Source organism: Streptomyces sp. NPDC054765, assembly GCF_053612065.1.
Genome location: NZ_JBSHBP010000046.1, coordinates 1 through 22,399, shown reverse-complemented (window position 1 = coordinate 22,399; position 22,399 = coordinate 1). Strand labels below are relative to the sequence as shown.

Annotated in this window: 13 protein-coding genes, 1 tRNA gene and 5 pseudogenes; 11 read left to right on the top strand and 8 right to left on the bottom strand. The window is 67.9% G+C overall.

The window, feature by feature from the left end:
• Positions 1–125: 125 nt before the first annotated feature.
• Positions 126–1,049, top strand: coding sequence for an alpha/beta fold hydrolase (locus ACWGJY_RS25935; protein WP_453263240.1), 924 nt, complete (start codon positions 126–128; stop codon positions 1,047–1,049).
• 65 nt (positions 1,050–1,114) lie between these two features.
• Here ACWGJY_RS25935 and ACWGJY_RS25930 read toward each other — a convergent pair whose 3' ends face one another.
• Entirely contained in the window at positions 1,115–1,408 is a 294-nt protein-coding gene (locus tag ACWGJY_RS25930) for a YiaA/YiaB family inner membrane protein (RefSeq protein WP_453263239.1), read from the bottom strand.
• 163 nt (positions 1,409–1,571) lie between these two features.
• Between ACWGJY_RS25930 and ACWGJY_RS25925 the strand changes: the two genes are divergently transcribed.
• Positions 1,572–1,645, top strand: a tRNA-Pro gene (locus ACWGJY_RS25925).
• A gap of 196 nt (positions 1,646–1,841) precedes the next feature.
• Here ACWGJY_RS25925 and ACWGJY_RS25920 read toward each other — a convergent pair.
• Together ACWGJY_RS25920 and ACWGJY_RS25915 are read right to left on the bottom strand one after the other, a co-directional pair.
• Positions 1,842–2,243, bottom strand: a complete 402-nt coding sequence (locus ACWGJY_RS25920; RefSeq protein WP_453263277.1) for a tyrosine-type recombinase/integrase — start codon at positions 2,241–2,243, stop codon at positions 1,842–1,844.
• A pseudogene (locus tag ACWGJY_RS25915) lies at positions 2,241–3,215 on the bottom strand (integrase core domain-containing protein); the annotation flags it as partial. The gene ACWGJY_RS25920 and the pseudogene ACWGJY_RS25915, both read right to left, overlap by 3 nt.
• Before the next feature lie 622 nt (positions 3,216–3,837).
• On the opposite strand from ACWGJY_RS25915, the pseudogene ACWGJY_RS25910 reads away from it, so the two are divergent.
• A pseudogene (locus ACWGJY_RS25910) lies at positions 3,838–4,188 on the top strand (transposase); the annotation flags it as partial.
• Between the two features lie 228 nt (positions 4,189–4,416).
• Here the strand turns inward: ACWGJY_RS25910 and ACWGJY_RS25905 are convergent.
• Positions 4,417–5,565 (bottom strand): GNAT family N-acetyltransferase, encoded by a 1,149-nt coding sequence (locus ACWGJY_RS25905; RefSeq protein WP_453263238.1) that lies wholly within the window; start codon positions 5,563–5,565, stop codon positions 4,417–4,419.
• Positions 5,566–5,882: 317 nt separating this feature from the next.
• Here ACWGJY_RS25905 and ACWGJY_RS25900 point away from each other — a divergent pair, with 317 nt between their 5' ends.
• The 5 genes from ACWGJY_RS25900 to ACWGJY_RS25880 all read left to right on the top strand — a co-directional run bounded on the left by ACWGJY_RS25900 (position 5,883) and on the right by ACWGJY_RS25880 (position 11,017).
• Positions 5,883–7,268, top strand: coding sequence for a hypothetical protein (locus ACWGJY_RS25900; RefSeq protein WP_453263237.1), 1,386 nt, complete (start codon positions 5,883–5,885; stop codon positions 7,266–7,268).
• Positions 7,269–7,277: 9 nt separating this feature from the next.
• Positions 7,278–8,618: an MFS transporter gene (locus ACWGJY_RS25895; RefSeq protein ID WP_453263236.1), complete on the top strand. Its 1,341-nt coding sequence runs from the start codon at positions 7,278–7,280 to the stop codon at positions 8,616–8,618.
• 157 nt (positions 8,619–8,775) lie between these two features.
• The gene (locus ACWGJY_RS25890; RefSeq protein ID WP_453263235.1) at positions 8,776–9,699 is read left to right on the top strand and encodes an ornithine carbamoyltransferase; all 924 of its coding nucleotides are present in this window, start codon (positions 8,776–8,778) and stop codon (positions 9,697–9,699) included.
• 332 nt (positions 9,700–10,031) lie between these two features.
• Entirely contained in the window at positions 10,032–10,163 is a 132-nt protein-coding gene (locus ACWGJY_RS25885; RefSeq protein ID WP_453263234.1) for a hypothetical protein, read from the top strand.
• Between the two features lie 20 nt (positions 10,164–10,183).
• Positions 10,184–11,017, top strand: a complete 834-nt coding sequence (locus ACWGJY_RS25880; protein WP_453263233.1) for a transposase — start codon at positions 10,184–10,186, stop codon at positions 11,015–11,017.
• Positions 11,018–11,402: 385 nt separating this feature from the next.
• Here ACWGJY_RS25880 and ACWGJY_RS25875 read toward each other — a convergent pair whose 3' ends face one another.
• The 4 genes from ACWGJY_RS25875 to ACWGJY_RS25860 form a co-directional block, all read right to left on the bottom strand.
• Positions 11,403–12,518 (bottom strand): alpha-hydroxy acid oxidase, encoded by a 1,116-nt coding sequence (locus tag ACWGJY_RS25875; RefSeq protein ID WP_453263232.1) that lies wholly within the window; start codon positions 12,516–12,518, stop codon positions 11,403–11,405.
• A gap of 115 nt (positions 12,519–12,633) precedes the next feature.
• Complete coding sequence (hppD, locus tag ACWGJY_RS25870) at positions 12,634–13,710, bottom strand: 4-hydroxyphenylpyruvate dioxygenase (RefSeq protein WP_453263231.1); 1,077 nt, start codon at positions 13,708–13,710, stop codon at positions 12,634–12,636.
• A gap of 134 nt (positions 13,711–13,844) precedes the next feature.
• Positions 13,845–15,149 (bottom strand): aminotransferase-like domain-containing protein, encoded by a 1,305-nt coding sequence (locus ACWGJY_RS25865; RefSeq protein WP_453263230.1) that lies wholly within the window; start codon positions 15,147–15,149, stop codon positions 13,845–13,847.
• A 233-nt stretch (positions 15,150–15,382) separates the two neighbouring features.
• Positions 15,383–17,854 carry an ATP-binding protein gene (locus tag ACWGJY_RS25860; protein WP_453263229.1) on the bottom strand — a complete coding sequence of 824 codons (2,472 nt, stop codon included), beginning with the start codon at positions 17,852–17,854 and terminating at the stop codon, positions 15,383–15,385.
• Positions 17,855–19,106: 1,252 nt separating this feature from the next.
• Between ACWGJY_RS25860 and ACWGJY_RS25855 the strand changes: the two are divergent.
• The 3 pseudogenes from ACWGJY_RS25855 to ACWGJY_RS25845 all read left to right on the top strand — a co-directional run.
• A pseudogene (locus tag ACWGJY_RS25855) lies at positions 19,107–20,011 on the top strand (reverse transcriptase/maturase family protein); the annotation flags it as partial.
• Between the two features lie 645 nt (positions 20,012–20,656).
• A pseudogene (locus ACWGJY_RS25850) lies at positions 20,657–21,947 on the top strand (reverse transcriptase domain-containing protein).
• Positions 21,947–22,192 (top strand): annotated as a pseudogene (locus ACWGJY_RS25845) (ATP-binding protein); the annotation flags it as partial. The pseudogenes ACWGJY_RS25850 and ACWGJY_RS25845, both read left to right, overlap by 1 nt.
• Positions 22,193–22,399: the final 207 nt, after the last annotated feature.

The window sequence follows — 22,399 nt, the reverse complement described above, 5'->3', positions numbered from 1 at the left end:
TGTCACGCCGTACGGCGGCCGGGGCAAGTACGCCATGCGCGCCCCGTGGCGCACCGCCGCCCCGCGCGGAAGAGTGGGCGCCGACGACTCGTCAGCCACCGCCCCGGCAGTCAGGAGACGACGCCATGCAGGCCATGCAGACCGACTTCCACCAGGCCCCGGACGGCGCCCGTATCGCCACCTACACCTGGCTCCCGGAGTCCGCCCACCCGCGCGCCCTCGTCCAGATCGCCCACGGTGCCGCGGAACACGGCCGGCGCTACGACCGCTTCGCACGGTTCCTGGCCGGCCACGGCTACGCCGTCCTCGCCTCCGACCACCGTGGCCACGGCGCCACCGCCGCCTCGACCGGCGGCCGCGGAGTGGCCGGCGAGGACGCCTGGCGGGCGACCGTCAGCGACCTCAAGGGCATCGGCAACCACGCGGCCGCTGCCCACCCCGGCGTCCCGTTGGTACTGCTCGGCCACAGCATGGGCGCGATGCTGGCCCGCGACTACGCCCAGGAGTACGGCGCCGACCTCGCCGGACTGATCCTCACCGGCGCCTTCCGTACCCTGCCCGGCCTGGACATCGACGGCGCCCTCGCCGAGCTGGACCAGGAGATCGCCGAGCACGGCCGCAGTGCGCTCTCCGCCTTCATCCCGCGCCACTTCAGCTCCTTCAATGACGCCTTCACCCACCGCACCGGCTATGAATGGCTCTCCCGCGACGCCGCCGAGGTGGACGCCTACGCCGCCGACGAGGACTGCGGCTTCCCGTTCTGCGCGGGCCTGGCGGCCGACTGGGTACGTGCGATCCGCAAGATCAACGACCCGGGCCAGCTCGCCCGCATCCCGCGCGGGCTGCCCGTCCATGTCGCCGTCGGCGACCAGGACCCCTGTCATCAGCGCATGACCCTGGTCCATGAACTCCTGGAGGACTTCCGCTATCCGGGCACCCGCGATCTGACCTGGCGGGCCTATCCGGACGCCCGTCACGAGATCCTCAACGAGACCAACCGCGACGAGGTCCAGGACGACCTGCTGGCCTGGCTCGACAAGCGCATCTGAGCGCGTGTGCCTGAGGCCGGGCGCCGGGCCGTGAGCCGGAAGGTCCGCGGCCCACGGCACCGGGGTCAGACCTGACCCCGGTGGAAGACGTCCTGCTCGATGAGGATCTTGTCGATCCGGGCCTTGTCCACCCGGTTCGTCACCTCCTCGACCTCCTGGCGGTCGCGGATGCGCTTGGCCAGTGTGAACGCCGAGAACACCACGAAGACCAGGCCGATGGCGAGAACCCCGCGCTCCCAGGGCCCCACCGGCAGCTTGACGATGCCGATCACCAGCGCCGCCGGCGACAGCCCGAAGGAGAGCGCGGCCTGTACGAAGAAGGCCGTGGTCGTCGGCCGCTGAATCGATGGAGTGGTCATGCGCGTAGCGTGGCGGCACGGTGACGGCGGTGCATGAGTACGGGTACGCCTCTCTCCCGCGGGCCGTACCGGGCCGACGCGGGTATGTGGCAGCACCCACCCTCTGACATGCGGTATTGTTCTCGTGCGCGGTCAGTCGGGGATTCCCGGCCGGAACGGGCGCCGGGACGTGGCGCAGCTTGGTAGCGCACTTGACTGGGGGTCAAGGGGTCGCAGGTTCAAATCCTGTCGTCCCGACGGTGTGAGAAGGCCCGCTGGCAGGGGAAACCCTCAGGTCAGCGGGTCTTTCGTCGATCCGGAGGACCGTCCCCGCATAGCGCTCCGTCAGGGGCTCGGCGACCACCTGGGGACCACGGCAGGGAAGAAACCCCTGATCAGAGCCTTGCGGCTGGGGACCAAGATCACCCCTTCCCTTGCGGCGATTGTCGGGTTCCTACAGTGCCTGCAGAGACGCGGCCAGTTGCTCCGAGGGCGCCGGAGCCCCGGACAGGTGGGCGCTGAGGGAACGGCCCGCCTCCGCGATGGCCCGCAGATCGGGGTGGAGATACCGCTGAGTGGTCATCAGCGATCCGTGTCCGGCGATGACGCGCAGCACGTGCAAGGGGATTCCGGCGTCGGCCATCCAGGTCAGCCCCGTATGCCGGAGGTCGTGGCGGCGCAGGTGCTCCAGGCCGAGCGAGGTGACGACCTCGTCCCAGTGGGTGGCGTCCCGCAGCACCGCGGTGGAGATACGTCCGCCGCGGGGTCCGGTGAACAGCCGTGCCTCGGGATGGCGTCCGGCGACGAGCAGGCGCTGGGAGACCAGGGGGCTGCCCTTGCCGGAAACCTCATCGATGCCCTGGTGTGGTCGGTGTCCGTTGTAGAACTGCTCGAACTCGCGCAAGGTGTGCAGCAGATGTCGCTGGTTCCAGATCAATGTCCGGTCCAGGAGCTCGCGGCGACAGGTCTGTATCCAGCGCTCCATGATCGAGTTCATTCGTGGCATCTGGATGCCGCTGAGGACGACGTCGATCCCCGCGTCCTTGAGGACGTCATCGAAGAGGGCGGGGAACTTCCCGTCCCGGTCCCGGATCATGAACCGTGCCCGGTAGCCGAGGTCTTCGAGGTCCATGACCAGGTTCTTCGCCGCTTGCGCTACCCAGGAGGCGGTCGGCTGCGTGGTGGCGCCCAGGATTCGGATCTGGCGACTGTTGTGTTCGATCACCACGAGCACGTACATCCGTACCCCCGACAGAGTGATGGTCTCCATGAAGTCGCATGCCAGCAGGGCATCAGCCTGAGAGCGAAGAAAGGTGGCCCAAGTACTACTGGAGTTCCGCTCGGGTGCTGGGTCGATGCCGGCCTCCTTCAAGATCTCCCAGACGGTGGACGCGCCCACCTTTACCCCCAGCACAAGCAGCTCGCCGTGCAGACGCCTGTACCTCCAGCTCGGGTTCTCCTTCGCCAGCCGCAGCACCAGGACGCGGATCGAGCGCACCGTGCGCGGCCGTCCCGGACGCTTGGGCCGGCAGGAGGCGGCATGGCGGCGCGCGACGAGGGTGCGGTGCCAACGCAGCACCGTGTCAGGGCGTACAAGCAGCCGTAATCTTCGCAGGACGTGAAGTGGCAGCCGGTGCAGCAGCGCCGCCAGGAATGCCCGATCGCTCGGCGTGAACCGGACCTTTTCCTTGCCGAGTTGGCGTTCCAACACGGTGATCTGGTGGCGCAGGGCGAGGTTCTCCGCGTCCCTATCTCGGTCGGTCATCGGCAGCAGGCGAAGCATCGCGAACGCGTTCGACATACCCAAGGAAGCCAGTCGCAGCAGCACGATCGATCATCATGACGTGCTGACAGCAGCTGCGCGAGAGTGTCGGCTCGAGCGACCGCGGCTAAGGTCTCGGGAATCCGAAGAAGCGGTCCCCACCAGGGCGGATGAGATTTCCGGCAAGGGCACCTACAACGCCGTACGGAGAACTCGTGCGCCGTCGTCAACCGTAGGCCCCTGTGATCACCCTAGCGATTCGGATGCTCTCTGCATCAAGAGGCATAAGGGCCCTTGTCGGCTCCCGACCCTCTTCCGGGATGGGAGCACGGAGTTGCGCTCCCCATGCGACAGGGGAAGGGAAGCTGCGGGTGATCTTTCCGGCTCGGTTTCCGCAGGCAGGCCGCGTGCGGGCGTCCTGGTCGCCGCGGACGGCCAGCGCCAAGGGGGAGTAAAACCCCTTGGCGTCTGCCGGCAGATAGGGCACTCCCAGAGTGTGAGCGCCGTAGCGGGATCTGCGGCGCTGTAGAGAGACAGTCCGCAAGGGGTGTTGCTATTTAACGCGCCCGGACCGAGACCACCCAGGTCCCCGAGTCCGAGAAAAGCTATGGGAGGCCTTCACCCGGCTCAGGCAGACAGTCAAGGACCAAAACGCCGAGATCGAAGAACTCCGCGAGCGGATCTGCCCGAGGGGCAGGGCACGCTCTTCGTTACCTGGCGCTACCACGCCGCGTTCACCGACTCCCCGCTCACCCTGATCGACGCCGAGCGTGATCACCGACGGTACGCCGTGGTGGAGCAGGTGATCGCGGACGTCAAGAACAGCGCCTTCGCGCACGCCCCCTCCGGGCACTTCCAGGCGAACGCCGCCTGGCTCACGCTCGCCGCCCTCGCCCACAACCTGACCCGCGCCGCCGGGGCCCTGGCCTGTGCGTTCCATGCCCGCGCGACGACCGCGACGATCCGCGACCACCTGATCAACATGCCCACACGCCTGGCCCGCACGGCACGCCGCCTCACCCTCCACCTGCCCCAACACTGACCCTGGGAAAGCGAGTTCATCCAGCTATTCACCGCCACGCATGCGCCACCACCAGTCGGCTGACGCTCCCTGAAACGACCCGCCCGAGAGGGCCCGACACCTGTAGAAACGTGGAAAAGCTGGGCAGACCAGCGGACACCCGACACCCGAAACCACCGGTCAACTCTGCGAGGACCCAAAACCCGCCGAACCCCTCACCCCGAAATCAACCCGGTGGACCCAGGCTCAGCAGTACGGCTCCCAGAGCTCGTACTCCAGGGCGTCGGAAATCGCGGGCGAGGTGTCGCGGAACTGGGCGAGCAGGGCACGGTTGTGCTCGCGGATCTCCTCGTCGTACCCAGCCAGCGGGCTGTCCTCGGACAGATCCAGCAGCCACAGCGGCCGGAGCGTCGCACCGCGCAGCGCCTTTCCTTCGGCGGTCTCGGTGCCCGCGTGCAGCCAGCGCACTCCCGGAAGCCGCGCCGACATGTAGTAGGTGAGGTTGAAATACTCGGCGGCCGAGGCAAGTTGGTCGTGGTCGAAGCCGAGCGCCCGCAGGTAGACGGTGTCGCTGCGGCGGAAGTACATGCAGAAGCCGACGGGCGGCTCGCCGGGACGCGAGCACAGCACGACTTCGGCGCGCGAACCAGCGAGTTCACCCTGCTTGCGGAGGGACTCGGCCATCGGGGCCACGTCGACGGTCCTGCCGTAGCGCGCGAGCGAACAGGCCAGCAGCCGGGCGACGTCCCGCCAGCACTCGGCGAGCGTCCGGTGCTCCACCTCGTACCCGACCTTCTCGAACTTCCGTACCTCGCTGCGGATACGGCGGGCCCGGTGCGCCGACAGCGATTCCAGCCAGGCGTCGTAGCCGCCGGGCGGGATCTCGATCCAGGCGTCGGCCGTCAGCGCGACAGGGGCGGTCCGTACCCCCGCCGCGCGCAGCGCCCGCACGTCCTCGGTGGTCAGGTACATCGCCACGCGGGCGATCTTCGACTCCTCGTGCAGGGGTGAGCGCAGCGCGCGGACCGCGTCGAGCACCGCGGCGGCGGCCTCGGTCCGATCGGTTCCCTCTCCGGTCAGCAGGTGCGCCAGGTAGCCTCGGCGCTGGCCGATGAGCAGGCCACCGGGCTCGGGCGCCGGCAGGCCGCGCGCGGCAAGCAGGTCGTGCCACCGCAGGCTTGGGGTGGGCTCGTCGGTCACCGCCGCCACGGGGATCGCGGCCCGGCCGCCGCCCGGGGTCTCCACGTGCAGACCGCCGGAGACCGACCCGGGGTCGAGGGCGCACAGCCGCAGCCACAGCGCCGACGAGTAGAACCTGCCGTCGGCGAGCCGGTCCCACTCGGCGTCCCCGAGCCCGCCGATGGCGTCGGCGAAAGTGTCCGTCATGGCGGTCATGGCCACCTCCCCTTGGTCTTCGGCGGAACAGCTACGGCGACCAGGACGGGCGCCGCGGGGCCCCCGGGCCCCGGCCGGGCCCGGCCGCGTTCCACGGGCGTCCGCCGCTCGTGAGGGCCAGGAACAAGCGTCCCGCATGACTGCGGAGCCGTTCCTTTCAGGTCTGCTGTCATTGCAGATTAATACAGATGTTCCGCGCCCGAAGGGGCCGTTGAGCGGGAATTGAGCCGCAATTGAGTCACGCGGGAGATCGGGGTGAAACGGTGATTTCTGCGGGCCGAGATGTCCCGTCACCATCGAGCACGAGTGGAGCCTTCATGTCGGCGGAACGGGTCACAGCCCAGTACAACGAGGAGTTCCGCACACCGGACAGCGAGTTGCCCTCGGTCGCCCGGTACGTCAAGGATTTCCCGACGCTCGCACCGTGGAATGTCGAGTTCTTGGCCAGGCCCCTCTTCGTGGCCGAGCGTGAGATTCGCGAGTTTGCCGATGACCTGCGGCACCTCATCGACATGCTCTTCTCTCTGCCGGACCGGATGTTCGGCGGCGATCTGGAGGCATTCCGGTCGGTGCTGGGAATCAGCGACGGGCGTTGGGAAGCGATTCGGCGGTTCGGTGACCTGCTGCCGCCCCATTACGGCCGGGCCGACATGTACCACGACGGGACCTCGTTCAAGCTCCTTGAGTTCAATCTGGGAAGCGAGGCGGGCGGCTGGGGATTCGCGGGGGAGATCTCCCGCGCGGCGATGGAGGTCGACGCCTTCGCTGGCTTCGCGCGCCGGAACCGGCTTGGTTACGTGCATCCCGTCCGCGCCGTGGTGGAGGCCCTGCGCCGCTTCGGCGCCCGGGTGGCACCCGGCCGTGAGCCGGTGGTGGCCCTGCTGGAGTGGCGTGGCGGCCTGAAGGACTACGGCGAGCACTGGGCCAACTTCCAGTCCGCACTGCGCTGGGCGGGCCTCGACATCCTGGTGGCCGAGGTCTCCGACGTGCACGAACGCGAGGGGGCGCTTTACCTCGGGGACACGAAGATCGACGTGGTCTACCGCACCTTCGTCCCGGACCAGATCGCCGAGGAACCTGACGGCTGGGACCTGGTCGCACCGCTGCTGCGTGCGCACGGGGCCGGCGGGACACTGCTCTGGACCCCCCTGTCCAGCAACATGTTCGCCAACAAGTCCTGTATGGCCCTGCTTTCCGATGCGGCGCGGCGGCGCGATCTCAGCGAGGACGAGTGCCGGCTCGTCGACCGGGTGTTGCCCTGGACCCGGCTGATCAACACTGACGCGCTCAAGACTGACACCGACCTCGTCGACGAATGCCTGGAGCGGCGCGAGCAGTTGATCCTGAAGGTCAGCGCACGGGGCGGCGGAGTCGGCGCTGTCGTGGGCTGGGAGACGGACGACGCCACGTGGCGGCGGGCTCTGGAGGACTCGGCCGCGGAGGGATGTGTCGTACAGCAGAGAGTGGTACCGCGGTCTGAGTTCGTGGTGGACCCGGTGACCGGGGAAACCGAGGAGTGGCAGGCGGTCTATGGCATGTTCTACACGCCGCAGGGTTGCGCGGGAACGTTCGCCAAGGCGGTGCCGGCCGGTGCGAGCAGCATCATCTCCGTCGGGCCGCCCGCGAACGCGCGCATCGCGGCCGTATTTCATCAGAGCGAGCTGCCCGTGTGGGGCGAAGTGCCCGCCGACACGGCGAGGTAAAGAGAAGTCATGATGCCGCAGAATTTCCCCGCGCCTTCGTCGTGGCGGCGGATTCAGTCGGCCTGGGGTCTGCCGGATCTCGCGGGGAAAGGCCGGTTCGTCGCGGCCAATCTGATCGACAGTCTGGGAAACGGGCTGGTGGGGGCGTTCACCGTCGTCTTCTTCGTGAAGACGACGTCGCTGTCATTGGTCGCCGTCGGCGCCGCGCTGACCGCCGGCCAGCTGCTCGTTCTGCCCGTTCCGTTCTTTATCGGGCCCCTGTTGGACAGATACGGTCCGCGGACCGTGGTCGCTGCGGGTAACTGGATTTCGGTGGTCGGTTTCATCGGTTTCCTCTTCTCGCACGGGGCCTGGCAGATCGTGCTGTGGCAGTTCGTGGTGCAACTGGGTTCCACGGCCTTCTGGATGGGCAACAGTCCACTCATCGTGCTGGTCGCCCGGGGCGCCGAGCGGGCCCGCTGGTTCGGCTTCGTCCGTGCCCTGCGCAATGTCGGCGTCGGTTTCGGCGGCGCCGTGTCCGCGGTGGCCCTGAGCATCGGAACCGTCACCGGGCTGAGGGCGGTCATGGTGACCAACGTGGTCTCCTTCGCCGTCGCAGGCTGGCTCGTGATCACGTTCCGGGGCGCGGACAGGAGCAAGGCGGCCGCCGCCGGGCCCGCGGAGCCGAAGCCCGCCGAACCGGAGCAGGCGGCAGGCGAAACCACCGGACAACCCTCGGGCGGCTATCGCACCGTGCTGAAGGACACCCGGTATCTGCGGCTGGTCGCGGCGAACATCTCCTTCGTCTTCGCCTCCACGGTGATCATGGTGCTGCTCGCCGTCTACGCGGCGGACTACCTCGATGTCGGCGCCTGGATCGTCGGCGTGCTGGTCGTGCTGAACGCGGCCATGGTCGCGCTGCTCCAGACGCTCGCCAGCCGGTGGATCGAGGCCCGCAGGCCGGTGACGGTGCTGGTGCTGGCCCTGCTGTTCAACGCGGCGGCGTTCGTCGTCTTCGGCACGCTGCTCGTGCTGCCCGGCTGGGCGTTGATCGCCGGGCTGCTGATCGCGATGGTGCTCTACACCGTGGCCGAGATCCTCAGCTCGCCGCCGACCAGTGAACTGAGCGTGGTGATGGCTCCCGAGCATCTGAGGGGCCGCTATCTGGGCGTCTACCAGATGTCCTGGTCGTTCGGCGGTGCCGTCGCCCCGGCGCTGCTCACAGCGCTGTTGGAGGGCGGTGCGGCGCTGCCCTGGGTGTTCCTCACCGCGATCAGCGTGCTGGCCGTACCACTCGTGCTCGGACTGGACCGGGAGCCCGCGCCCACGAGTGAGGCCCCACCGGCCGGGGATGTCGCCCCCGTGGAGTAGTTCGACGACGAGCCAGCCCGCGCCTGTTGAGCGCGCACCGCGCCCGACGCCGACCGGCGCCCGGCAGCACACCGGGCGCCGGTCGTCACCGACGAAGAGCGGCCATGACCTGTGGCTCCCGCCACCCCGCCCACCCCCGTCCCGCCAGGAGGAACCCGTGGCACACGTACGGCATCTGATCTCGATCGACGACCTCACCGACGCCGACCTGCACGCCCTCGTCGCACGCGGCGCCGAGTTCTCGGCCGGCACCGCCGGCCCGGTGGCCCCGCTCGACGGGGATATCGTCGGCATCTACTTCAGCAAGACCTCCACCCGCACCCGCACCGCGTTCTCCAGCGGCGCGCTGCGCCTGGGCGGCCGGATCGTCGCGTACGGGCCGGGCGACCTCCAGCTCAACACGGGCGAGACCAATGAGGACACCGGCCGGGTAATGTCCCGCATGCTCGACGTGCTGGTCGCGCGGACCTCGGGCGACCCTGCGGAGATGCGCGTCTGGGCGGCCCAGGACCGGATGGCGGTCGTCAACGCGATGAGCGCCGACGAGCACCCCACCCAGGCGCTCACCGATCTGACCACCATGCGCCGCCGGTTCGGCGGGATCGACGGCCTGCGGGTGCTGTACGTCGGCGAGGGCAACAACACTGCCTCCGCGCTCGCCCTCGCCCTGACCCGGTTCCCCGGCACCGAGCTGGAGTTGCGCACCCCGCCCGGGTACGGCCTCGCGCCCGCCTACCGCGAGCGGGCCGCCGCTCAGGCCGCCCGCCACGGGTCACTCTTCCGGGAGCGGCACGACGTGGCGGACCTGCCGGGCGACCTCGACGTCATCTACACCACCCGCTGGCAGACCACCGGCACCAGCAAGCCCGACCCCGGCTGGCGGGCCGTGTTCGCGCCGTTCCAGGTGACGGCGGCGCTGTGGGAGGACAGCCCCAAGGCCGTCTTCATGCACGACCTGCCCGCGCACCGCGGCGAGGAGGTCACTGCGGATGTCTTGGACGGGCCCGCCGGCATCGCCTTCGAACAGGCCGAGAACAAGATGCACAGCGCAATGGCGGTGCTGGAGTGGTGCAGGCCATGACGGTGACCGAGGCGGCCCCGGCCACTGGGCTTGATCGCCGAGTAGCCGAGGGGATTCGCACCCCTCAGCCTTCACAGATCCGTACGTGACGATCTCTCGTCATACGGCTCTTGTCGTTCTGGTCACCAGACGCGGGGGCCCCTATGTGTTTGGTCAAGGTCCAAGGCCAGTATGAGGCTGATCCTTTGGAGTGGACACCCTGACAATGGATCTCGAGGGTCCAGGGAGGGATGTCCAGGTGGGACGCAAGTCTCCGTATCCGGATGAGTTCAGGAAGGACGCCGTCGCGCTCTAGCGCGCCGCGGGCGGCAAGCCCTCTCTGTCAGCCTTGGGTGAGACATCCCTGGAAGCTGCGGCAGCAGGTGGAGCGGCTGCAGAGGGACCTGGCCCGGAACAAGGCCGCACTCGAGGTGATGGGAAAAGCTTCCGCGCTCTTGGAAATGATCTCCGAGAGCGCGGACTGAAGCCTGCCGTCGACCCTGTCGTGGACGAGGCGTTCACCGGCGTCGAGGCTCAGCTGGGCATCACGGCCGCCTGTCGGCTGACCGGCCGCTCCCGCGCAACGCACTACCGGCGGCTCCGGCCGGCACCACCACGCAGAGCACGTGCCCCGCAGGTGCAGCCGTCGGCCCTGACGGCCGAAGAGCGGGCTGCGGTGCTGGAGTTGATGAACGGCGACGAGTACGCCGAGCTCGCGTCCGCGCAGATCTGGGCCCGCGAGCTGGATGCCGGGCGCTATCACTGCTCCGTCTCGACGATGTACCGGATCCTGCGCGAGCAGGATCAGGCCGGTGAGCGACGACGGCAGGCCACCCATCCCGCCAAGGCGGTGCCCGAGCTGGTCGCCACGGGGCCCTCGCAGGTGTTCACCTGGGACATCACCAAGGCGGCCGGACCGGTCAAGGGCGTCTGGTATCACGCCTACGTGATCATTGACATCTTCAGCCGGTACATTGTCGGCCACACCGTCGAGCGAGCTGAATCGGCGGTGCGGGCCGAGGAGTTGATCCGCGAGACCATCGCCCGTAACGGCATCGTGCCCGAGACCGTGCACGCGGACCGCGGCACCTCGATGACGTCGAAGAAAGTCTCCCAGCTGTTGATCGATCTGGGCGTGACGCGGTCGCACTCGAGGCCGAAGGTCTCCAACGACAACCCTTACAGCGAGGCCCAGTTCAAGACCACGAAGTACATGTCGGACTATCCCGAACGGTTCGATTCGTTGGCCCACGCCCGCGAGTGGTTCGACGCGTTCATCGCGTATTGCCGAGTAGCCGAGGGGAATCCCACCCCTCGGCTCTCACAGATCCGTGCGTAACAGTCTCCCGTTACACGGCTCTTGTCGCTCTGATCACCAGCCCGAGGCGGCTCGTGCGGTGTGGCGCCAGTGCGCGAACATCCGCGGGTATCGCTGGGCGATCTCCCGCAGCTTCGCAAGCGCCTTCCGCTTCGCCGTGAACCGTTTGTACTTCTGGCGGATCCACCGCTTCTCGATTCTTCGTCACACAAGATCACGATGCCGGTGGCCGTACCCGTGCGCGCAGGCACCCCATCCACCACGTCGGCCAGCGGCGATGCCTCACGCCTGACGAACTACAGCTGCCGTGTCTGTTCAACTGGCCAGAGCAGGCCTTGTCCGCGGCGACGCCGCACGCCACTGCCCCGGCGAACAGGACCATCCGCCCGAACGGCGTGAGACACCGTTACGCGACGGTGCGCGCCACCGTCAGCTGACGAACGGCGGCGAGGTCGGCGCAGCCGGACAGCAGCAGGGCCTCTTCGGTCTCGGTGCGCAGGAGGCCGAGAACGGTGCGTACACCAGCCCCGCCGTCCGCGGCGAGGCCCCACAGCACCGGACGGCCGTACATCACACCGTCGGCGCCCAGGGCCAGAGCACGCAGGACATCTGCTCCCGTGCGCACGCCGCCGTCCAGCAGGACCTCACAGCGGCCGGCCAGTCTTTCGACCACCGGGGGCAGCGCGGCGCAGCTCGGCACGGCCGCGGGCAGCTGACGGCCGCCGTGGTTAGAGACGACCACCGTGTCGGCCCCACGCTCGGCCGCCCGCACGGCGTCGCGGGGGTCGAGAATCCCCTTGACCACCAACGGCAGTTCGGTCTGGGCGCGCAGCCACTCCAGGTCGGACCAGCAGGCCGCCGGATCGAAGGCGACCGCGGAGTGGGTCGCCACGGCTGAGGCGCCCGGCACCCGGGTGTGGGTGGTTGGGCCGGTGTCGTCGAGGTTGTCGGCGGTGACGTCGGCAGGCAGGGCGAATCCGTTGCGCAGGTCGCGCGGCCGTCGGGCCATGACGGGGACGTCCACCGTGATGACGATGGCCCGGCAGCCGGCCTGTTCGGCCCGGCGCACCAGGTCGAGCAGCACTCCCCGGTCGCGCAGCCAGTAGAGCTGGAACCACAGTGTCGCGCCCACGTCCGCGATCTTCTCCAGCGGGTGGCTGGAGAGCATCGGCACAACGTACGGAATGCCTTCCGCGCGCGCAGCCTCGGCCACCGCGAGTTCACCCTGTGGGTGGACGAGTCGTTGGTAGGCCATTGGGGCAATCACCACCGGCATCCGGGTCTCGCTGCGCCCGAGTTGCCGCGCCAGCCGCACACCGCCCGGTTGCCCGTTCAGCACACGCGGTACCACGGTGATTCGGTTCAGCTCGGTCAGATTGCCCGTCAGGACGGACTCGTCCCCGCTGCCTCCCGCGACGAAGTCCCAGATGTCCGCCGGAAGCCGGTCGCGGGCCGCTTGCTCGGCCTCCGCCACGCGGGTCCAGGGTGGAGTGACGCCCGGTCCGGCGCCGGTGCTGCTCATTGGGGGACTCTTTCTCGTACAGCCCTGCTCAGGTGGTGACCTCGCGGCCCGGTGGGGGCGTGGCCGTCGGTGTGCGTTGCGCGCCGTGGCCCAATCGGGTGGCGCGGGCCCGACCTCACCGGCGGTCGTCGTCCGCGGGGCGCTGCCGTTCGACCGCTGTGTACAGTGCCTTGATGTTGGCGCTGCCGAAGGTCCGTGAGCCGAGCCGCTCGATGAGCTCGAAGAACAGGGTGTTGCGCGGGTGGACGGAGCCGGTGAAGATCTGCAGGAGCTGGCCGTCGGGGTCCTCGTCGGCGAGGATGTCGAGAGCCCTCAGCTGCTCGACACCGTGCCGGGTGGGTGTCAGCCGCTCGGGCAGCATGTCGTAGTAACTCCCGGGTGTTTCGAGGAACCGGACGCCGGTGTCGCGCAGCCTTTCCACGTCCCGGGTGATGTCGCGGGTACTGAAGGCGATGTGCTGCACCCCGGCGCCGCCATGGTTCTTGATGAACGCGTCGATCTGGCCGGGCTGCCGTGTCAGATCGGGTTCGATGACCGTGAAGGTGACGTCACCGGAGCGGCTCTGTATGGCAATGGAGTCCATCGCCTGCTCGCCGACGATGATGCGTTCGGTGAACACCTCGCGGAAGTCGAGGACTTGCTTGTAGTAGTCCACCGTCGGGCGCAGTTGGCCGGCCTCGACGCAGACCGCGAAGTGGTCAATCGTGTCCAAGTGGTCGTCCGCGCCGGGTTTGACTGGTTCGCCGGACGGAACGAGTCCCGGCAGGGTACGTGAGCCCAGGGCGTTCGGACGCTCGACGAAGGTATGCACCACATCACCGAAGCCGGAGATCGTCGCACAGATGATCCCGTCGTGGTCGGCCGGGGGCGACACCGGCTGCGCGCCGCGTCGGACGGCTGTACGAAAGGCCGCTGCCGCGTCGGAGGTGCGGAGTGCGATGTCGGACACTCCGTCGCCGTGCAGTGCCACATACGCCGCGGCCGGGTGGTCCGCTCCGTCGGCGGCAGTGAGCACCAGCCTGATGTCCGCTGTCCCTACCGCCGCGGTGGCCACACCCGCGCTGGACGCCGAGTCGGCGGAGCGGGCGTACAGGCCCATGCCGTAACGCTTCACCCAGACATCGGTCGCGGTGTCGAGGTCCGCGACGGCGAACCGGACATGGTCAACACTCAGATCTTCCAGCACAGGCATCACGGTGTTCTCTCCTCGTGTCAGCTCAGTACGTCCATGCTGTGCGGACCAGGAGTCGACCGGATCCGCAGAAGCCGCTGTTACGGATGCTGGGCAGTCGTCCGCGAGATCCACCGCCCCGTCCGGGGCCGGCGTCAGGACGCGACCACTGAGCTCTGCTCGGCCACAAGTGCCGCGAGCCGGTCCAGGCCGGGTTCGATGTCCTGGGGCCGCAGCGCGCTGCACGACAGGCGCAGGCTGCGGGCGCCCGCATCGGAGCCGGGGTAGAACTGGCTCATCGGTGTCCAGAGCACCTGGTGACGACTAGCCGAGTGTTCCAGCAGGGCCTCGTCCGCCCGGAACGGAACGTGCAGCATGACGAAGAAGCCGCCGACCGGCCTGGTCCAGTGCACGGCCTGCGCGCCGTCGCCGCCGAACCGTACTCGCAGCCCGCGCAGCAGCCGGTCCAGGTTGTCCCGGTATACGGCGGTCACCCGCTCATTGGCTCGGACGAGGCTGAAGTCGTGGGCCAGGAGACGACCAGCGACGACCGCTTGGCTCACCGGGGATGTGTTCAGGGTGATCATGCTCTTGATCTTGCCGAGTTCGTCGGCCAGCAGGCCGGTCCTGCGCCCGCCCGAGGTCACCGCCTGATCGGCGACCACGTACCCGACCCTGGCGCCCGGCATCACCGACTTGGCGAAGGAACCGATGTAGACGACCTGGCCGCCCTCGTCGAGGGACTTGAGGGTGGGGAGCCGCTCGCCGTGACCTGCGTAGATGCCGTACGGGTTGTCCTCGACGATCAGCAGCCGGTTGCGTTCGGCGACCTCGAGCAGCCGACGCCGCTCGGCGATCGGCAGGCACATCCCGGTGGGATTGGCGAAGTCGGGGATGACATAGAGGCAGCGAGGCCGAAGACCGGCCGCGCGGGCCGTGGCGAGAACGGCCTCCAGGTCGTCGAGGTCGACTCCGTCGTCACCCGAGGAAACAGGGAGAACGGGCATACCGACCACGCTGGCCGCTCCTGTGAAACCCGCGTACGTCGGCGCAACCGCCAGCGCGACGTCGGCGGCGTCGCGGCACAGCGCGCGCAGGACCAGCACCATCGCCTCCTGCGCGCCGACGGTCACGACGACCGCTTCGGGAACGGTCTCGATGCCCTCGTCGACGTGCAGGTACCGGCAGACGAGGTCGTTGATGATGCCCTTGGCCGGCCCGTACGAGAACAGGGCTCTGATGACGTCATGCTCGGGCCGGGTCGAGTGCGCCGTCAGGTAGGTGCGGAACGCACGCAGGTCGTTCGCGGTGTCGTCGGCGGTGACGAATCGCTCGTTCGGCCGTCCCGCCGCGAAGGAGATGGCGTCGGGGAACCGCTCGGCGACCTCGTTGAGGAAGTTCATCGCGTCGAGCAGGGGGTCTTGTAGCGCGCGGGTCAATTCCGCCATCGCGAGTTCCATGCCGTCACTCTCGACGCTGCTCGCTCCCGGGGGACCGGTGATCGCCCCCGTTACGAGAGCGGGCGGTGGCCCCGGCCGTGTCGTAACGCGGGGAGCACGCTGTTCTGCGAGGGGCGGTCAATGGCCAGGAGGCGATCCCTGGCGGCGCGGCCCGCGCCGCGGTCGGAAGCACTCGCAGATGTCCACCGCTGCCAGATCCCGACGCGCGGACCGTCTCGGAGACTCCACTCGCGTCATGCCGCGATCCCAGGTGGGCGGTCTTGTTGACGTCGGCGAACGAGTTCGGGGTGGTGGCGGGCGGCCCAGGCGGCCATGTGCGCGCGGGAGCGCAGTTGCAGGACGGACCGGATGTTGCGGATGTGCGTTTCCACCGTCCGCACGGAGAGGTGCATCCGATGGGCTATCTCCGAGTTGGCGAGTCCTTCCATCACCAACTGAAGCACCTCCCACTCACGCGCCGTCAGCAGGTCGTCGTCCCCGGTCGGCGGGGAGGGAACGGCGTCGGCGCGGGTCAGCACGACACTCTGCCGGAGGCCGAGACCGCGGGCCGACGCCAGTGCCGCGACGACCCGCCCCTTCGACAAGATGCGCGTGGCGGCACCGTAGGCCTCGACGAGCTCCTTACGCCAGGCCGGGAAGAAGCGCAGCACCGTGGAGGGCCTGCCCTCAGTGGTGGTCATGAGCTTGAGCACGCGCTCGAAGTCATCGCTCCGCGCCGCGCAGAGGGCAAGCCCGAGAATCCCGTCGTAGGCACCGGGCCGGAACGCGGAGTCCAGGGCCTCCTGGAAGAACCCCTCGGCCTTGGGCAGGTCGTCGTTCTCCAGCGCGAGGGCACCAGCGGTGATCAGGGCGGCGCTGAGGTGTTCCGGCGGTGCCGACGCCCGCAACACGGGAAGGGTCTTCTCCAGCAGCACAGCGGCAAGGCCGCAGCGGCCGCGGTGCAGCAGGTGCCGGGCCAGATGCGCCCGGCAGACGGCGAGCGGGACCTCCTCCGCACCACGTCTCGCGACGCCCAGAGCCACATCGAGGTCGCGATACGCGGCCTCACGGTCGCCGTACATCTCGTTGGCAAGGCTCGACAGCAGCGCGGCCCGGGCCAGTTGTACGTCGTCACCGGAGCGGCGCGCGACGGCCACGGTCTTCCCGACGAGATTCATGGCCTGCCGACCGTGCCCATACCAGCAGGCAAGCGTGAGCGCTCCCTCCAGCGCGTGGTGGCGGCGTGCGGAGGAGGTCTCGGTGACCGCCAGCGTGTGCTGGATTCTCTCCAGGACATCGCCCACGTTCTCACCGGACGCCAGCTCTGCGGCGGCGAGCGCCCAGGACAAGGAGAGCTGCCTCTCGTCGTCAGTGGTAGCCAGCCACGACAATAGACGGCGGATGATGTCGCGCTCGTCGGACAACTGGTACACCGCCCCAGGGGACAGCACCAGTTCGTCGTTCAGCGTTCTCGCGCGGGCCGCCGTCCAGTCCGCCAGCCGGTTCAGCACTCCCTCCTCCTCTCCGGAGGCGGTCAGGTGGTGCCGGCCGAGGCTGCCGACGGAGTTCGGCACCTGGTAACCGGAGGGCCGGTGCGGTCCGCGCGTGCGGACGACAACCAGCGACTTCGCCTCTAGGCTGATCAGCAGGTCGGGGACCGTCTCGGCGTCGGCGGGATCGCCGCCGTACGCCACCGTCGCCGCCTCGACACTGTTGATGCCGGGCAGCAGCGACAGACGGCGGAACAGTCGCTGTTCATCGGCGCTGAGGTGGTCGTAGCTCCACCGTAACGCCGCACGCCAGCTGCGGTGTCGGGGGTCGGCGGTCCGCCAGCCTTGATTCAGCAGGGACAGCGGTTCCTTGAGGCGCTCCCTGATCTCGGCCACGGGGAGCGCGCGGGCGAGCTGGGCTGCGAGTTCGAGAGCCAGCGGGATGCCGTCCAGTGCGGTGCAGACAGCTCTGACGTCCTCCGAGTTCTCCTCGTTCAGCCGGAACTCGTGGTTGACCGCACTGCTCCGCTCGACGAAAAGCCGTACAGCGTCCGCCCGTAGGTAGCTCTCCGGCGACTCGACGGAGGCGGCGCCGGGCAGGGAGAGTCCGGGGAGTCGGTAGACGGCCTCACCGGAGATGCGCCACGGCTCCCGGCTGGTGGCGATCACGCGTAGTCCCGGGAATCGGAACAGCAGGTCGACAATCGCCGGGCCGCATGTCTCCAGTAGGTGCTCGCAGTTGTCGAGCAGGACGCGCTGTTCATCGGCGCGACAGGCCGTGCGCCGGATCGTCGGCGCGATCTGGTCCTCAATGGCCGCCTCAAGGGCCGCGACGGCCCGCCGGGGATCGGAACCGGCCATTTCCGGAGTGCGGAGATCGATGAACACGGTGTTGCGGTGGCCGACGCGCTGTTCCTTCTTCGCGAGTTCCGTCGTGAGCCGGGACTTACCGACGCCGGGCGGTCCGGTCACGGTGAGGAGCCTGGTGGTACGGAGAATGCGACGCAATTCGACGAGGTCGTGCTCGCGGCCGATGAAACTGCTCAGTTGAGTCGCGTCGTTGGCGCCGGCCAGAGGTGTGCCGTCCTTGACGCGGCGCCGGTAAGCGCGTTGCCGGCAGGCATTCGAGCAATAGCGGTTGTGTGTCGACTTCTTGCCCTCGACGCGTTGTATGCGCTCCCCACACGTCTCGCATGCAGAGGCCTTCTTGTTCGCCTTCTCGTTGGATTTCTGCATCTGTGAGCACCCACGCAACTCTGATCAAGCAATTCGGCAGTCAGGCGGTCGACGACAGGGACATCGATCAATGGGCTTGTCCGCCCTGCCCGGGTGGTGACGTCGTCGGACGAGACGAAGGCGGGCAATTCGCCCGCCTCGGCAACGAAGAGGGGCTCCGCCAAATGCTCGCCATGCCAAGGTGCGAGCGTCGGGAAGTCCTTGACGTGCTGGGCGGCCGCGGGCAAGTCGCTGCACGGCGTGCGGAACTCCTCGTTGTACTGGGCTGTTACCCGCTCTGCTGACATGAGGCGTCCCCTCCTGCTCGATGGCGGCTGGGCCTCTCGGCCCGCAGGGGTAACTGTTCCACCCTGCCATCCGGCGCGACTCAATTGCGGCTCAATTCTCAATCAACGGCTTCCGTGGACACTGGATATCCGCTTTGTGAATGGAATACTTGAACACCCGAAAAAATAATACTTCTGCAGCCATGGGGAGCGTTTACTTTCGGCCATGCCGCAAGAGTGGCGAACGCCCGTGGAACACATCCTACCGATGGGGGGAAGACCAATGGTCATGAGTTGACTTCGATTCTTCCGAGGGTTGACGGCGATGCCGTGAATCGACGCAAGACGTTTGTAGTCTGCGCCGCTTGCCACGACGAAATCCATGCGCGGCAACTGGCCGCTGACTCCACGGAATAGTCACTGGAGAGCCGGATACTCAGAAACGGTGCGCCGTTTCACTCGGCGCTGGATCGCCCCCGCATGGGGCCGAGGTTCGGAAGGAGATGACCTTGGGGCTACCCGCCTGACCTGGACGCGAAAGCGCGAGGGGACAACAGTATGGCGGGAAAGCGTGGAGCGTTGAGAAGGCGTCAAAGGCGCTGCCGCGCAAAGCCCGCGTGATACGGCGAAAGCCATACTGCCTGAAGCCCAGTCACCAGCGGTGGAAATGCACACCCTGCGACACGACGCCTTAGGTCGCAGCCGTCGGCATCGGGCGAGTCCGAGTTTCCTCGTCTCAACCCTTCCGGCCGGCGGGCGGCGGACAGCGAGTTCGCTCAAGGAGACGGAAGGGCCGCCTACGTCACGCTCGATACGTCCAGCGCAAGGGGAATACGGGATGGCCTACGGGGCGCGAGCCCTATGGCTACGGAGGGGTCGTAGTAGTCGTCGGAGTAACGACCGACCAAGGAGGACGGGAAAGCCGTCCACATTGGGCGAAGGGCCCCAGGTGTCAACAGATCATCCACGACGGTGAGGTATGCGGAATGCAGAGCGCCGAAGCCCTACTGGGGATCATCCGTGAACGCGGCAGAAAGGGACTGCCACTGGAACGTCTCTACCGGTGCTTGTTCAACCGGGATCTGTACCTGCTCGCCTATGGGCGGATCTACCGCAACGACGGTGCGATGACGCCCGGCGTCACGGCCGAAACGGTGGACGGCATGCGTCTGGAAAAGATCCAGACGATCATCGACGCGCTCCGTAGTGAGCGGTATCGGTGGTCACCAACACGCCGCGTCTACATCGAGAAGAAGGGAAGCACGAAGAAGCGGCGTGGTTTAGGTCTGTCGACGTGGTCGGACAAACTGCTGCAAGAAGTGATGCGCTCGCTCCTTGAGGCGTATTACGAGCCGCAGTTCTCCGATCATTCCCACGGGTTCCGGTCCGGCCGGGGATGTCACACCGCTCTGCAATCGATCTACCCCGGCTGGCGGGGCACCACGTGGTTTGTCGAGGGTGACATCAAAGCCTGCTTCGACAGCCTGGACCACAGCGTCCTGCGGTCGACTCTGGCCGAGAAGATCCACGACAACCGCTTTCTGCGGTTGGTCGACGGACTACTCCAGGCCGGATACCTGGAACAGTGGCGATATCACGCGACGTTGACGGCTCGCCGCAAGGCGGCGTGATCTCGCCGATCCTATCCAATATCTAGCTGGACCGGCTGGACAAGTACATCGAGAGGAACCTGCTCCCCGCTCACAATCAGGGGGCTCGGCGCAAAGCTCATCGACCCTATATGCGGCTGTGGCAACGCGCCTTCAGGCTGGAACAGCAAGGGCATCTGGAAGCAGGTCGTGCACTGCGCAAGCAGATGAAGACTATGCCCTCCCGTGACCCTGATGATCCGGGCTACAGGCGGCTGAACTACTGCCGTTATGCGGACGATTGTGCGCCACGAACACAACGGGAGGTTTCGATGTAGGCGAATCCTTTCCGACGTGATGCTGCACCGGTGATGGAGGCAGGCCCTCCGGGACCGCCCACGCAGGGGGAGGTCCCCAACCGCCGCAGGTTGCTCCGGTGAATGAGCCGGGGTGATGAGCACTGCGGAAAAGGCGCACAAGATGCGTCAGATGTGAGCCGAGAAGGCGAACGCGAGTGAACCACTGATGAAGTGTCGAAAGCGTAGCAATGGTTACCGAAACCGGGGTCCAGTTGTTGCCCCGGGATGAATCTGGCGGGTTCCTGTTTCCTGGCCAGGTGGTGCCCGGCATAAAGGTGGCGCGAGCTCGGTTCAGGCGCTGGTGCGAAACGTGAGAACCCCTCGCCGCGATGCTGCCAGCGGTTAGGTTCAAGGCCGTTGGTGATAAGGGAGAACCTCAAGTAGCTGAAACTGCGAGAGGGAGAGTACCGATGCGCGGCAGGGGGACGGACCGCCTCGTAGTAGTGATGAAGCCTGTGTAATACGGGTGGAGCGAAGGGGGCGGGTTGTCCTGATTTTGTTTGGTGGTCAACCGGAGTTCCCGGGAGGAGCCAGGTGAACGGATCAGGGCCGCAGGCAAGGGTCAAGTCGTTTGAAATTCCCAAGTCGATGGTGTGGGAGGCGTTTCAGCGGGTCAAGGCCAACAAGGGTGCACCCGGAGCGGATGGCGTGACGATCGAGCAGTACGAGAAGAACCTCTCCAAGAACCTGTTCAAGCTGTGGAATCGGATGTCGTCCGGTTCGTATTTCCCTCCACCGGTGAAGGCCGTGGAGATTCCCAAGGCGGGCGGGAAGGGTATCCGCGTGCTGGGGGTGCCTACCGTTTCTGACCGTATCGCCCAGACGGTGGCCGCGATGTATCTGGAGCGGCGGGTGGAGCCAGTCTTCCATCCGGACTCCTACGGCTATCGGCCCCGGCGGTCTGCGTTGGATGCGGTGGAGCAGTGCCGGCGGCGCTGTTGGCGGAGCGACTGGGTGGTCGATCTCGACATCCGGGCGTTCTTCGACAGCGTGGACCACGAGCTGATGCTCAAGGCCGTCGAGCGGCATATCGACGCGGACGGGAACTGGGTCCTCCTCTACGTTCAGCGGTGGCTGGTCGCACCGTTGGCGAAGGCGGACCTGGTGCCCACCTCGGCGAACCTGCTGCCCCAGTACAAGACGATGGGACAACTGAAGGCGGCCTGACGGGAGTTCTGCGACACGGTCAACGACCGCGTCCACCGCCAGAGTCGGCGCCGCCCCGCCGAGGCCCTGCTCGAAGAGCGGCAGCGGCTCCATCCGCTGCCGAAGGAACCGTTCACGGTCGCGTTCGGCACCACGCGGCGGGTGAACTGGGAGTCCACCATCTCCGCTGAGGGAGTGCGCTATTCGGTCCCGCACGAGCTGGTCGACACCCGGGTCTGGGCCCGTTTCCACGGCGACGAGCTGATCGTCACCGCCGTTGGCGAGGACGGGCCCGTCGAGGTCGCCCGGCACGACCGCTCGGCCCCGGGCCATCCCTCGATCAAGGACGAGCACTACCCGCCGCGGGAGAACAAGGACGCCGACCGCACTCCTCGGGCAACCACCGCGCAGGAGGCTGCTTTCCTCGCCCTCGGTCCCGGCGCCGCCTCCTGGCTCATGGGAGGCCGCGACCTCCGGGGCCCGACGGCTCAAGCCGAAGATGGCAGAGGCCGTCGCCCTGGCCAAGCTCCACTCCGTCGCCGAGGTCGACCGGGCGCTCGGCACCGCGGCGATCGCCGGCCGGTTCGCGGAGAACGACCTGATCTCCATCCTCACCTACCAGGCCGGCCTGGAAACCGTCGAGCCCACCCGGGCCACCGAGCAGCACAGCCTCCAGCCGGGCACCTCCGCCTGGTCCAGCTTCGGCATCACCAGCGACAAGGACGAGCACTGATGGCCACCCCGATCCGCACCATCACCGGCGCCCACGGCGACCCGCTGGCCGAAGCCATCGAGCTCACCAAGCGGCTCAAACTCCCGCACCTGCGACGGGCGTTGAGCGACCTGATCCCCACCGCCAAGGCCCAACGCTGGGACCCGGCCGAGGTCGTCCGCGTCCTCCTGGCCGAGGAGGCCGCCGGACGCGACGCGGCGAACCGGCGGACCCGCCGCAAGCGGGCCGGGTTCCCCGGTGGCCGGCTGCCATGACCTGGGGGACCAACTCGGTGACGTGACGCAATTGCCGGTCCGTATCGAGCCGGCCGTGGAACAGCTCACCGGCCCGGGTCGGGTCGATCGTGGTGGTGCCGGCGATGTCACCGATCATGCATGCGCCCAGGTCGCTCGGCGGTGCCTGGGCGAGCAGCCCGAAGCTGGTCTCGCCGACGTCGGGCATCATCGCGGCCA

Bases quoted from the DNA above. Each gene is read 5' to 3' on its own strand.
- ACWGJY_RS25935 (WP_453263240.1), top strand. From the start codon at position 126: ATGCAGGCCATGCAGACCGACTTCCACCAGGCCCCGGACGGCGCCCGT.
- ACWGJY_RS25930 (WP_453263239.1), bottom strand. From the start codon at position 1,408: ATGACCACTCCATCGATTCAGCGGCCGACGACCACGGCCTTCTTCGTA.
- ACWGJY_RS25905 (WP_453263238.1), bottom strand. From the start codon at position 5,565: ATGACCGCCATGACGGACACTTTCGCCGACGCCATCGGCGGGCTCGGG.
- ACWGJY_RS25900 (WP_453263237.1), top strand. From the start codon at position 5,883: ATGTCGGCGGAACGGGTCACAGCCCAGTACAACGAGGAGTTCCGCACA.
- ACWGJY_RS25895 (WP_453263236.1), top strand. From the start codon at position 7,278: ATGATGCCGCAGAATTTCCCCGCGCCTTCGTCGTGGCGGCGGATTCAG.
- ACWGJY_RS25875 (WP_453263232.1), bottom strand. From the start codon at position 12,518: ATGAGCAGCACCGGCGCCGGACCGGGCGTCACTCCACCCTGGACCCGC.
- hppD (WP_453263231.1), bottom strand. From the start codon at position 13,710: ATGCCTGTGCTGGAAGATCTGAGTGTTGACCATGTCCGGTTCGCCGTC.
- ACWGJY_RS25865 (WP_453263230.1), bottom strand. From the start codon at position 15,149: ATGGAACTCGCGATGGCGGAATTGACCCGCGCGCTACAAGACCCCCTG.
- ACWGJY_RS25860 (WP_453263229.1), bottom strand. From the start codon at position 17,854: ATGCAGAAATCCAACGAGAAGGCGAACAAGAAGGCCTCTGCATGCGAG.